Source organism: Pseudomonas sp. ZY71 (assembly GCF_036542145.1).
GTDB lineage: Bacteria > Pseudomonadota > Gammaproteobacteria > Pseudomonadales > Pseudomonadaceae > Aquipseudomonas > Aquipseudomonas koreensis_A.
Genome location: NZ_CP144274.1, coordinates 1,642,237 through 1,654,702 on the forward strand (window position 1 = coordinate 1,642,237; position 12,466 = coordinate 1,654,702).

Genomic DNA, 12,466 nt, shown 5'->3' on the forward strand with positions numbered 1-12,466 from the left:
CTCACCCCAGCCCTCTCCCGGAGGGAGAGGGGGCTGACCGAGGTGTCTTGGGTCAAACGCCGACCTGAAAGATTTTGGCGATTGTGGATTCGGTAAAGTAATTTCAGGTCGGTGAATATCTTCAGCATCCCCTGATCGGTCCCCTCTCCCTCCGGGAGAGGGCTAGGGTGAGGGCAGCAATCCCCCAGACACGCCACAAATCCGCCAAATCTGCGACAATCCGCCCCCTGCATAAATAGACGACCGAATTGCCTACCCGATGACCGACGAATCGCCCTCCATCGACAAACTGCTGAAGAACCTCGATCACGCCATGCTCGCCGACCGTCACCGGCTGCGGCGGCAGTTGCTTGAGCTGCGCAAGAAACCCGACGAGGCCAAACTGGCCCAATGGGTGACGCGCATGCAGGCGTCCTGCGATCAGGTGCTGGCGCGCCGTGCCAGCCTGCCGGTGATTCGTTACGACGACAGTTTGCCGATCGCCGCCAAACGCGACGAGATCAAAAAGGCGCTGGAAAAACACCAGGTGCTGATCATCGCCGGCGAAACCGGCTCGGGCAAAACCACTCAGTTACCGAAGATCTGTCTGGAAATCGGTCGCGGTCAGCACGGTCTGATCGGCCATACGCAACCGCGTCGAATCGCTGCGCGCAGCGTCGCCAGCCGCGTTGCCGAAGAACTCGGCACGCCGCTCGGTTCGCTGGTCGGCTATCAGGTGCGTTTCGAGGATCAGAGCGATTCCAACACCCTGATCAAGCTGATGACCGACGGTATTCTGTTGGCGGAAACCCAGAATGATCGCTACCTCGAACGCTACGACACGATCATCGTCGACGAAGCCCACGAGCGCAGCCTCAACATCGATTTCCTGCTCGGTTACCTGAAAACCCTGCTGCCGCGTCGCCCGGATCTGAAAGTCATCATCACCTCGGCAACCATCGATCTGGAGCGCTTCTCCAAGCACTTCGATGATGCGCCGATTGTCGAAGTGTCCGGTCGCACCTTCCCGGTGGACACCTGGTATCGCCCGCTGACGCTGGAGCAGGACGAAGAGGGCAACCGCGTCGAGGATGACCTGACCGTCGATCAGGCGATCCTCGCTACCCTCGATGAAATTGCCGCTTACGAACGCAGCGAACGCCGCAGCCCCGGTGATGTGTTGGTGTTCCTGCCCGGCGAGCGTGAGATTCGCGACGCCGCTGACATGCTGCGCAAGGCGCAGATCAAACACACTGAAATCCTGCCGTTATACGCGCGCTTGTCGCCCGCCGAGCAGCAGCGGATTTTCCAGTCGCACCCGGGCCGTCGCGTGGTGCTGGCGACCAACGTCGCCGAGACCTCGCTGACCGTGCCGGGCATCCGTTACGTGATCGACAGCGGCACCGCGCGCATCAGCCGTTACAGCTATCGCGCCAAGGTCCAGCGACTGCCGATCGAGGCGATTTCCCAGGCCAGCGCCAATCAGCGTAAAGGTCGTTGCGGCCGGGTCGAGCCGGGTATCTGCATTCGGTTGTACAGCGAAGAAGATTTTAACGGGCGCCCGGAATTCACCGATCCGGAGATTCTGCGCACCAACCTCGCCGCTGTGATCCTGCAGATGCTGCATCTGCGCCTCGGCGAGATCACCGCGTTCCCGTTTATCGAACCGCCGGATGGCAAGGCGATCAGTGACGGTTTCAACCTGCTGCAAGAACTCTCGGCGGTGGATCGCAACAGCCAGTTGACCCCGCTGGGTCGCCAGTTGGCGCGCCTGCCGGTCGATCCGCGCATGGGCCGCATGTTGCTTGAAGCGGCTAAGCTCGGCAGCCTGCAGGAAGTGCTGATCGTTGCCAGTGCCATGTCGATTCAGGATCCGCGCGAGCGGCCGCCGGAGCGTCAGCAAGCGGCCGATCAGGCCCACGCGCAATGGAAAGACATTGACTCGGACTTCGCCGGTTTGGTGAATCTGTGGCGTGGTTTCGAGGAACAGCGCCAGGCACTGACCGCGAGCCCGCTGCGCAACTGGTGCCGCAAGAACTTCCTCAACTACCTGCGTCTGCGCGAGTGGCGCGATTCCCATCGGCAGTTGAGCCTGATCTGCCGCGACATGCAGTTGAGCCTGAATAAAGAGCCGGCGGATTATCCGAAACTGCACAAAGCGGTGCTGGTCGGTTTGCTTAGTCAGATCGGCCAGAAAACCGAGGACGGCGATTACCTTGGCGCGCGTCAGCGGCGCTTCTGGATTCATCCGTCGTCGGGCATTGGCAAGAAGCGCCCGCAGTGGCTGATGACCGCTGAACTGGTGGAAACCACCAAGCTCTACGCGCGCGTGGTCGCCAAGATCGACGCCGACTGGATCGAGCCGCTGGCCGGGCACCTGATCAAGAAAAACCATTTCGAACCGCACTGGGAGAAGAAGCGCGGCCAGGTCGTGGCGTTCGAACAGATCACCCTGTTCGGGCTGATCGTGGTCGGCCGCCGGCCGGTGCATTACGGCCCGGTGGACCCGGTGGTTTCGCGTGAGCTGTTTATCCGCGAAGGTCTGGTGCGCGGCGAGATTCAGTCGAAAGCCAAGTGTCTGAGCGCCAACAAACAACTGCTGGAACAGCTCGACGAACTCGAAGCCAAGGCCCGTCGCCGCGATATTCTTGCCGACGAAGAAACCCTCTACGCCTTCTACGACGCGCGGTTGCCGGCGGAGATTCACCAGACTGCGACCTTCGACAGTTGGTATCGCATCAATAGTCAGAAAGACTCGCAACTGCTGATCATGCGCGAAGAAGATGTGCTGGCCCGCGAGGCCAGTGAAGTCACCGCGCGCGATTACCCGGACACCCTGCACATCGGCGATCTGGAACTGGCGCTGACCTACCACTTCGAACCCAATCACCCGCGTGACGGCGTGACCCTGCGCGTGCCCGCGCCGCTGCTGCCGATGCTGCCGCCGGAACGCTTGGAGTGGCTGGTGCCGGGGCTGATCGAGGCCAAGTGCATCGCCCTCGTGCGCAACTTGCCGAAAGCGCTGCGCAAGAATTTTGTGCCGGTGCCGGACTTCATCAAGGCTGCCTTGCAACGTATGACCTTTGCCGAAGGTTCGTTGCCGCAAGCGCTGGGCCGTGAATTGCTGCGCATGACCGGCGCGCGGGTCAGCGATGAGGCGTGGGCAGAAGCCGAGCAAGGCGTCGAGGGGCATCTGCGGATGAACCTGGAAATCGTCGATGGCCAGGGCAAATTCCTCGGTGAAGGTCGCGATCTGGCCGAGCTGACCGCACGGTTTGCCGAAGCCAGTCAGGCCGCACTGGCCGTGCCGCAAAGTGCGAAAAGCCAGCAACCGGTGGAGGCCAAGGTCTTTGCGCCGGTGGCGGAAAAGACTCAGCAGAAGATCGCCGGGCTGTCGATGACGGTGTATCCGGCGCTGGTCGAAGAGGGCGGCACGGTCAAGGAGGGGCGCTTTTCGACCCCGGCCGAAGCCGAATTCCAGCACCGTCGCGCCTTGCAGCGGTTGTTGATGCAGCAACTGGCAGAGCCGGCCAAGTTCCTGCGCAGCAAGTTGCCGGGGCAGACTGAACTGGGCCTGCTCTATCGCGAGCTGGGGCGGGTTGATGCGCTGGTTGAAGACATTCTGCTGGCGAGCCTCGACAGCTGCATTCTCGAAGGCGAAGACCCTTTGCCCCGCGACGGCGCCGGTTTGGCGGCACTGGCCGAGCGCAAACGCGGCAACTGGACCGAGCATGCCGAGCGCGTGGCCCGGTTGACACTGGAGATTCTCAAGCTCTGGCACGGTCTGCAAAAACGCTTCAAAGGCAAGATCGACCTGGCGCAAGCCGTGGCGCTGAATGACATCAAGCAGCAAATCAACAATCTGGTTTATCCGGGTTTTGTCCGCGAGACGCCGATGCAGTGGCTCAAAGAGTTGCCGCGTTACCTGAAGGCGGTCGAGCAGCGTTTCGAAAAGCTCGGTGCGCAGGTGCAGAAGGATCGCGTCTGGAGCGGCGAACTCGCCGGCCTCTGGGCGCAATACCAGACCCGCGCAGCGAAACATGCGCAGGAAGGCAAACGCGATCCGCAGCTTGAGCTGTATCGCTGGTGGCTCGAGGAATACCGGGTGTCGCTGTTCGCCCAGCAGTTGGGCACGAAAACGCCGATTTCCGACAAACGCCTGAACAAGCAGTGGACTCAGGTCGAGCCCTGACCTTGAGCCATACGCAATCCCCTGTGGGAGCGAGCCTGCTCGCGAAAGCGGTGTGTCAGGTAAGAATGTGCTGACTGACACCGCGCCTTCGCGAGCAGGCTCGCTCCCACATTGGGTTGTGGGTTGTGCTTGAGAAAGGCGCCAAAAGTCCACGTTTATGGCAAACTTCGCGACCATAAACGCCGCTTTCGCGACCCAGAGCCTTCGGCCAGGTCGCGCGACGGAATAAAGCGATGCCAGGTTTGCGTCCCCCGGATGGGAATAGACCCTTTGTGTGTTGGTACGACGGTTCCAGCACTTTCTGCCTGAACAGATTAGAGAAACGACCATGCATAACGTCGTCATCAGCGGCACCGGCCTGTACACCCCGGCCAACAGCATCTCCAACGAAGAGCTGGTGCAGTCTTTCAATACCTACGTCGCCCAGTTCAACGCCGACAACGCCGACGCGATCGCCAGCGGCGAAGTCCAGGCCTTGACCGAATCCAGCGCTGCGTTTATCGAAAAGGCTTCCGGCATCAAGAGCCGCTTTGTCATGGACAAGGACGGCATCCTCGATCCGCAACGCATGGCCCCGCGCCTGCCAGAGCGTTCCAACGACGAATGGTCGGTGCTCTGCCAGATGGCCATCGGCGCTGCCGAACAGGCCCTGCAACGCGCCGGCAAAACCGCCGCTGACATCGACGGCGTGATCGTCGCCTGCTCCAACCTGCAGCGCGCCTACCCGGCCATTGCCATCGAAGTCCAGGAAGCTCTGGGCATTCAGGGTTTCGGTTTCGACATGAACGTGGCCTGCTCCTCGGCCACCTTCGGCATCCAGGCTGCGGCCAACAGCGTGCAACTGGGCCAGGCCCGGGCGATCCTGATGGTCAACCCGGAAGTCTGCACCGGTCACCTGAACTTCCGCGACCGCGACAGCCACTTCATCTTCGGCGATGCCGCGACTGCGGTGATCATCGAGCGTGCTGACACCGCGACGTCCAAGCACCAGTTCGATGTAGTCAGCACCAAACTGCTGACCAAGTTCTCCAACAACATCCGCAACAACTTCGGCTTCCTCAACCGCGCAGCGGAAGAGGGCATCGGCGCCCGCGACAAACTGTTCGTGCAGGAAGGCCGCAAAGTGTTCAAGGATGTCTGCCCGATGGTTGCCGAGCTGATTGGCGAGCATCTGCAAGAGAACCAGCTTAACGTCGGCGACGTGAAGCGCTTCTGGCTGCACCAGGCTAACCTGAGCATGAACCACCTGATCGTGCGCAAACTGTTGGGCCGTGAGGCCACCGAAGAAGAAGCGCCGGTGATTCTCGACACCTACGCCAACACCAGCTCCGCAGGTTCGGTGATTGCTTTCCACAAATATCAGGACGATCTGGCTGCCGGTTCGCTGGCTGTCTTGAGTTCGTTCGGTGCCGGCTATTCGATCGGCAGCGTCATTCTGCGCAAGCGTTGAAAAGAGGTTTAATTTCCTCTTAATCGCGCCGACTTTTCCTACATCCGAATCGGCTCAAACGCTGTAATTTTTCGGAAATGGCGGCAGGTGAAGACCTGGCGCCGTCATTTTCGGAATCGGCACAAGGAAATTTTTGGATGGCGGCTGACGACACCCAACTGCTTGCGCGCCTGCTGGCCGGTGAGCAACAGGCTTTCAAGGAACTGGTGACGACGTACCAGAGCGCCATGCGCGCCGTAGCGTATGCGATTGTCGGGCAGCGCCATGTCGAAGAAGTGGTGCAGGACGCCTGGCTTTCCGTGGTGCGCCATATCGCCAGCTTCGAGGGGCGTTCCAGTCTCAAGACCTGGCTGTTGACCATCACTGCCAACTCGGCAAAAAGTCGCTACAAGCAAAATCGCCGGGAAGTGTTGATGGATGATTTGCCATCGCCCCATGGCACGATCGACGACGACCGCTTTTCTCCCGGTGACGGCCATTGGCTGGTCGCCCCGTTCGCCTGGCACCAGGACACCCCCGAAGCGCTGCTCACTGAAGACGAATTGCGCGAGTGCCTGGAGCATACGCTGCTGAGTCTGTCGGAACTGCAAAGCAGCGTTTTGCTGTTGCGCGAACGGCAGGGGCTGGAGCTGGAGGAGATCTGTAATCTTCTGGAGATCTCGCTCTCCAATGTCCGTGTGCTGCTGCATCGTGCGCGGCTGAAAGTCTTCGCGACCGTGGAGCATTTTGAGGAGACCGGAGAATGTTGACCTGCAAGGAGCAAGTGGCACGCTCCAGCGATTATCTCGATGACCAATTGAGCTTTGGTGAAAAGTGGATGGTGCGTCATCACCTGATGTTTTGCCCGAACTGCCGGCGTTTCATTCGTCAGATGCGTTTGATGCAAGCCACCTTGAAGGCGATGCCGGAGAAACCGGAGGACGGGGTGGATGCGCTGGCTGAGCGTCTGGCGGCGCAGCGGCGGGACGATAGCCCGTGAAAAAACACAGCCCGATGCAGCGCCAGCGAACGGATGATGGGGATCGCTGTAACTGGACCGGGCTGCAGGAAAATCAGCTTCGATCGACAAGTCGCAAGGGGAGCGGTGACTTGCAGCTTGTCGCTCGAAGCTTGTAGCTGTTTTCTTAGAACTTGGCTTCGGCGTCCAGTTGCAGGGTGTTGGCGTCAGCGTCACGCTGGGTACGGCTGGCGAAGTCGGCCTTGGTCAGGAAGTACGTGGCACCGATAGCGAAGTTCTTGTCGATGTCGTAACCGACCTTGAACTTGTGGCCACGGGAACCAGTGGTGCCGTTGGCGAAGTCGGAGTCGGTGAAGGCGCCGACCACGGCATTACGCTGCACGTCACGATAGTTGTAATCGAGGTTCAGGCCGAAGACTTTCGACTTGGCGCCCAACAGCCACGCGGTGTCCTGATCGGTCACGGCGTCGTTGTTCTTCACGTACTGACCGTAGAACGACAGTGGCATCGGCAGACCGCCGATGTCGACCTGGCTGAACCCTTCATACAGACGGAATTCGTTGTTGGCCGAGTTGCCGTTGACCGCCAGCGCGCACGGTGTGGAAGTACCGGTGCAGCGGCTGTCTTCGTCGTTCTGGTAGGCGTAGACGCTGCCGCCCACGGTCACTTTCAGGTTGTCGCTGATGTTGAAGCGGCTACCCAACTGGCCAGCGGTCAGACGCAGGTCGTGACGGAATTGCACGCCATCGCCGTCGACGTTGTCCTTGAGGTTGTAGTTACCCAGGCTGCCGAACAGTTCGGCGCTGCTGCCCAATGGGTACTTGTAGGTCACGGCCAGACCTTCCGGATTGATGTCGCTATCCCAGATCACGTCGCCCATGCTGACCCACGGCTGAAGCATCTTGCCACCGATGATGTGCAGGTTCTTGATCTGATCCGGGTGGTAGTCGATGTAGCCGAGGTCGAGCCAGATCTGCTTCTTGTCGAAGTAGTTGTCCTGGTCCTGGTTGGTCGAACGGGCATCGTCGCCGCCGCCGGTGGCGATACGGATGCCGGTGTCGACCTGTGGGTTGATCTCGGTGTAGGCGCCCAGACGGGCACGGATGCGCTGACGATCCTTGTCGCGGCCGCCGTTGTTCGGCTCGCCGTCGATCTTGATGGTTTCCTGGCGGATACGCACATCGCCCTTGAACTGGGTCTTGGCCGCCCAGGCGAGTTTCTGGTCGAAGACGCTTTGTTCGTTGGTTTTCTTCGCAACAGCAGCGACTTGTTCGTTGGTCTCTTGCTGCGCCTGCTGGGCGATTTGCTGAGCCTTCTGATCCTTGGCCAGTTCAGTTTGCAGTTCGATGTACTGCGCCTGGGAAATGGAGCCGTTAGCCTTGAGCATGTCGAGCAGTTTGGCGTCGACTGCAGCACTGGCCGGAACACTCATGGCCAGCAACAAGCCACCGCACAGGGCCGCCGCAGTTTTCGTGGAAGCAAGACGCATAGCAATCTCCGAAGATGAGAGGGGATGGCACAGCCATCCGGGGCACAACCGACGATTCGAGCGTCGGAAAACAGTGTCCGGGTAGAACCCGGCGCTCTAAAAACAGGCGCCAGTATCGCGATGGTTTATGACAGAGCAGTGGCACAGTGATGGCAGGTTGATGACGATATCGATTCGCCCTGAACTATTGATCTAGAGCGCTGTCGGCCGATTGCGGGTGTGCAATGCCGCGCAATCGGCGATACTCGCCGGGCGCTGAAGTCCTGTTGTGGAGAGCTTGTTGATGCCGTTGCAACGCCTGCAAAACCTGTCGGAAATTGCCCCGGCAACCTGGGATGCGCTAGTGCCTGAAAGCCAGCCATTTTTGCGCCATGCCTTTCTCAGTGCGCTGGAAGACAGCGGTAGCGTTGGCCCTCACACCGGCTGGCAACCTGAGCATTTGCTGCACATCGAAGAGGGGCGTCTGATCGCCGCGTTACCCAGTTATCGCAAGTGGCATTCCTACGGCGAGTACGTGTTCGATCACGGCTGGGCCGACGCCTGCGCCCGCGCCGGTATCGATTACTACCCCAAGCTGTTGACCGCTGTGCCATTCAGTCCGGTCAGCGGCCCGCGCTTGTTGGCGGCCAATGTCGAAGACGGTTTCGAACTGCTCAAGAGCCTGCCGGGCTATCTGGAGATCGAAGGGCTTTCCAGCGCGCACATCAATTTCACCGACGCTTTTACCGATGCTGCGATGGCCGAACAGCCGGGCTGGCTGCAACGCATTGGCTGTCAGTATCACTGGCAGAATCGCGGTTATCGCGACTTTCAGGATTTCCTCGACGTGCTCAGTTCGCGCAAGCGCAAGCAGATGCGCAAGGAACGCGAGCAGGTGGCGGGGCAGGGCTTTGAGTTTGAATGGCTGGAAGGGCGGGAGCTGGACGAGGCGCAGTGGGATTTTGTCTACGCCTGCTATGCCAATACCTATGCGGTCAGGCGCCAGACGCCGTATTTGACGCGGGAGTTTTTCAGTCTGCTGGCCGAGCGCATGCCCGAGGCGATTCGCGTGGTGCTGGCGAAACAGGGCTCACGACCGGTGGCGATGGCGTTCAGTCTGGTCGGGGGCGACAGTTTCTACGGCCGCTATTGGGGGTGTCTGGCGGAGTTTGATCGACTGCACTTCGAGACCTGTTTTTATCAGGGGATGGATTATGCGATTGCCCAGGGTTTTCAGCGTTTCGACGCTGGCGCCCAAGGCGAGCACAAGCTGATTCGCGGGTTCGAACCGGTGATCACCCACTCGTGGCACTACTTGCTGCATCCGGGGCTGAAAGCAGCGGTGAAGGATTTCCTGCAACAGGAACGCGCCGGCATCCTCGCGTATGCCGAAGAAGCGAAAACCGCGTTGCCTTATCGCCAGACATAAATCCTTTGTAGGAGTGAGCCTGCTCGCGATAGCGGTCTGTCAGAGCCATTGATGTTGACTGACACACCGCTATCGCGAGCAGGCTCACTCCTACAAGGGGATTTGTACAGGCTTCAGGTTTCTTCCTTGCCTAGCCATCGATAGATCCCGCCACCGACCACCGCGCCAATCAGCGGCGCGACCCAGAACATCCACAACTGCGCAATCGCCCAGCCGCCGACCATCAGCGCCGGCCCGGTGCTGCGTGCCGGGTTCACCGAGGTGTTGGTGACGGGAATCGAGATCAGGTGGATCAACGTCAGGCCCAGGCCGATGGCGATGGGTGCCAGCCCGGGTGGTGCGCGTTTATCGGTGGCGCCGAGGATGATGATCACAAACATCGCGGTCATCACGAACTCAGTGACAAACCCCGCCGCCATCGAGTACTTGCCTGGCGAATGCTCACCATAACCGTTGGATGCCAGGCCTGTGGCGATGTCGAAGCCCTCCTTGCCGCTGGCGATGTGGGCGATCAGCGCCGCCGCGAGAATCGCGCCGAGCACTTGGGCAATGATGTAAGCGGGTAACTCCTTGGCCGGAAACCGACCGCCGACGAACAGCCCGACCGAGACGGCCGGGTTGAGGTGACAGCCGCTGATGTGGCCAATGGCGAATGCCATGGTCAGCACCGTCAGACCAAACGCCAGGGCCACCCCCAGCACCCCGATTCCCAGTGGTGAAGACGCGGCGATCACCGCGCTGCCGCAACCACCCAATACCAACCAGAACGTACCCAACAACTCAGTGACTGAACGTTTGAACAGAGACATGAGAGGCGTCCTTGATAGCCCTGCTATCGAGACTGCATCGCGTTGTGCATCCTTGCAGACTTACGACAGGCTCCCTTCCGGAACCTTGGCTGAGTACAGCAGGCTTTTGGTGGATTTCCAGCGGCCACAAAAAAACCGCCAGCGCCCGTGGTTGGCGGGTTGTGGCGGTTTTATCCTGTGCCGATGGCACCTGTAGGAGTGAGCCTGCTCGCGATAGCGGTGTGTCAGCCGACGTTAACGGGACTGACACACCGCTATCGCGAGCAGGCTCACTCCTACAGGGTTTTGTGGTGACTGGAGAGATCAATCGATGCCGACAAACCCCCCGGTCTGGTGCGCCCACAGCCGTGCATACAAGCCACGGTGAGCCAGCAATTCAGCATGGGTGCCGCTCTCGGCAATCTTGCCGTTCTCCAGCACCACCAGCCGATCCATCCGCGCAATGGTCGAGAGTCGGTGCGCAATCGCGATCACGGTTTTGCCCTGCATCAACGTTTCCAGGCTTTCCTGAATCGCTGCCTCGACTTCCGAATCCAGCGCCGAGGTCGCTTCGTCCATGATCAAAATCGGCGCGTCCTTGAGCAGCACCCGCGCAATCGCAATGCGCTGACGCTGACCACCGGACAATTTCACCCCGCGCTCTCCGACATGCGCATCGAAACCGGTGCGGCCCTCAGCGTCCGACAACAGCGGAATGAACTCATCGGCGCGCGCCTTGTGCACCGCATCCCACAACTCGGCATCAGTCGCATCGGGTTTGCCGTACAGCAAGTTGTCGCGGATCGAACGGTGCAGCAGCGAGGTGTCCTGGGTGATCATGCCGATCCGCGCGCGCAGGCTTTCCTGACCGACTTCGGCGATGTTCTGGCCGTCGATCATAATCCGTCCGCCTTCGACGTCGTACAGGCGCAGCAGCAGGTTGACCAGCGTCGATTTGCCGGCACCTGATGGCCCGATCAAGCCGATTTTCTCGCCCGGTTTGATGTTCAGGTTGAGGTCGCCGATGATCCCGCGCTTCTTGCCGTAGTGAAAATCCACGTGCTCGAAGCGCACTTCGCCACGGGCCACTTCCAGCGGTCTGGCTTGCTCGTGATCGGTGACGCTGACCGGTTGCGAGATGGTGCGCAGACCGTCCTGAACCATGCCGATGTTTTCGAAAATGCCAGTGACCACCCACATGATCCAGCCGGACATGTTGACGATGCGGATCACCAGACCCGTGGCCAGGGCAATTGCGCCGACGGTGATCAGCGACTGCGTCCACAGCCACAGCGCCAACGCGGTCGTGCCGACGATCAGCAGGCCGTTCATGGCAGTGATCGCCACGTCCATGCTGGTGACCACGCGACCGGCCATTTGCGCTTTGACGGTCTGTTCTTCGATGGCTTCCTTGGCGTAATGCTGTTCGAAGTTGGTGTGGGCAAACAGCTTCAGCGTGGCGATGTTGGTGTAGCCGTCGACGATGCGGCCCATCAGTTTCGAGCGCGCGTCAGAGGCTTCCACCGAGCGCTCTTTCACCCGCGGTACGAAGTAATACAGCGCGCCGATGTAGGCGACGATCCACGTCAGCAGCGGGATCATCAAGCGCCAGTCGGCCTCGGCGAACAACACCAGCGAGCTGATCGCGTAGATCACCACGTGCCACAGCGCATCCACCGCTTGCACCGCCGAGTCACGCAGCGAGTTGCCGGTCTGCATGATGCGTTGGGCGATGCGCCCGGCGAAGTCGTTCTGGAAGAAATTCAGGCTCTGTTTGAGCACGTAGCTGTGGTTCTGCCAGCGAATCATGCTGGTCATGCCGGGACTCAAGGTCTGATGCACCAGCAAGTCATGCAGGCCGAAGAAGATCGGTCGCAGCACCAGAGCAACCACCAGCATCCACGTCAGTTCGAGGGCGTGGTCGCTGAAGAAATTCGGGTTGGGTGTGCCTTGGGCCAGGTCGATGATGCGGCTCAGGTAACTGAACAGTGCCACTTCGATCAACGCGGCGAACAGGCCGACGACGAGCAGGGCGGCAAAACTTGGCCAGACTTGCTTGAGGTAATAGGTATAGAAGGGCCAGACGCGATCGGGAGGTGATGCCGTCGGGGCTTCACGGAATATGTCGATCAGTTGTTCGAAACGGCGATAGAGCATCAGATAACCGCCCGGAGTACGGGCTCTCCTTTTATCGGTGTGAGC

The 12,466-nt window shown here is 60.2% G+C and carries 8 protein-coding genes; 5 read left to right on the top strand and 3 right to left on the bottom strand.

What is annotated here, in order from left to right; genetic code table 11:
- The first annotated feature begins 259 nt into the window (after nucleotides 1-259).
- The 4 genes from hrpA to VY732_RS07315 all read left to right on the top strand — a co-directional run bounded on the left by hrpA (nucleotide 260) and on the right by VY732_RS07315 (nucleotide 6,600).
- The gene (gene hrpA, locus VY732_RS07300; protein ID WP_331695091.1) at nucleotides 260-4,171 is read left to right on the top strand and encodes an ATP-dependent RNA helicase HrpA; all 3,912 of its coding nucleotides are present in this window, start codon (nucleotides 260-262) and stop codon (nucleotides 4,169-4,171) included.
- 328 nt (nucleotides 4,172-4,499) lie between these two features.
- A complete protein-coding gene (locus tag VY732_RS07305) occupies nucleotides 4,500-5,621 on the top strand; it encodes a beta-ketoacyl-ACP synthase III (RefSeq protein WP_116028888.1) in 1,122 nt (373 codons plus the stop codon).
- A 137-nt stretch (nucleotides 5,622-5,758) separates the two neighbouring features.
- Nucleotides 5,759-6,370, top strand: coding sequence for an RNA polymerase sigma factor (locus VY732_RS07310; RefSeq protein ID WP_077571570.1), 612 nt, complete (start codon nucleotides 5,759-5,761; stop codon nucleotides 6,368-6,370).
- Nucleotides 6,364-6,600, top strand: coding sequence for an anti-sigma factor family protein (locus VY732_RS07315; protein ID WP_077571571.1), 237 nt, complete (start codon nucleotides 6,364-6,366; stop codon nucleotides 6,598-6,600). The genes VY732_RS07310 and VY732_RS07315 overlap by 7 nt, the downstream gene beginning before the upstream one ends.
- Before the next feature lie 145 nt (nucleotides 6,601-6,745).
- Here the strand turns inward: VY732_RS07315 and VY732_RS07320 are convergent, their stop codons facing one another.
- Nucleotides 6,746-8,068, bottom strand: a complete 1,323-nt coding sequence (locus tag VY732_RS07320) for a putative porin (RefSeq protein WP_077571572.1) — start codon at nucleotides 8,066-8,068, stop codon at nucleotides 6,746-6,748.
- A 283-nt stretch (nucleotides 8,069-8,351) separates the two neighbouring features.
- Between VY732_RS07320 and VY732_RS07325 the strand changes: the two genes are divergently transcribed.
- Entirely contained in the window at nucleotides 8,352-9,476 is a 1,125-nt protein-coding gene (locus tag VY732_RS07325) for a GNAT family N-acetyltransferase (protein ID WP_331695095.1), read from the top strand.
- Nucleotides 9,477-9,589: 113 nt separating this feature from the next.
- Here VY732_RS07325 and aqpZ read toward each other — a convergent pair whose 3' ends face one another.
- Entirely contained in the window at nucleotides 9,590-10,285 is a 696-nt protein-coding gene (gene aqpZ, locus VY732_RS07330; RefSeq protein ID WP_077571574.1) for an aquaporin Z, read from the bottom strand.
- A gap of 303 nt (nucleotides 10,286-10,588) precedes the next feature.
- Nucleotides 10,589-12,421 (bottom strand): ABC transporter ATP-binding protein, encoded by a 1,833-nt coding sequence (locus VY732_RS07335; protein WP_137218130.1) that lies wholly within the window; start codon nucleotides 12,419-12,421, stop codon nucleotides 10,589-10,591.
- Nucleotides 12,422-12,466 lie beyond the last annotated feature (45 nt).

Bases quoted from the DNA above. Each gene is read 5' to 3' on its own strand.
- hrpA (WP_331695091.1), top strand. From the start codon at position 260: ATGACCGACGAATCGCCCTCCATCGACAAACTGCTGAAGAACCTCGAT.
- VY732_RS07305 (WP_116028888.1), top strand. From the start codon at position 4,500: ATGCATAACGTCGTCATCAGCGGCACCGGCCTGTACACCCCGGCCAAC.
- VY732_RS07310 (WP_077571570.1), top strand. From the start codon at position 5,759: ATGGCGGCTGACGACACCCAACTGCTTGCGCGCCTGCTGGCCGGTGAG.
- VY732_RS07315 (WP_077571571.1), top strand. From the start codon at position 6,364: ATGTTGACCTGCAAGGAGCAAGTGGCACGCTCCAGCGATTATCTCGAT.
- VY732_RS07320 (WP_077571572.1), bottom strand. From the start codon at position 8,068: ATGCGTCTTGCTTCCACGAAAACTGCGGCGGCCCTGTGCGGTGGCTTG.
- VY732_RS07325 (WP_331695095.1), top strand. From the start codon at position 8,352: ATGCCGTTGCAACGCCTGCAAAACCTGTCGGAAATTGCCCCGGCAACC.
- aqpZ (WP_077571574.1), bottom strand. From the start codon at position 10,285: ATGTCTCTGTTCAAACGTTCAGTCACTGAGTTGTTGGGTACGTTCTGG.
- VY732_RS07335 (WP_137218130.1), bottom strand. From the start codon at position 12,421: ATGCTCTATCGCCGTTTCGAACAACTGATCGACATATTCCGTGAAGCC.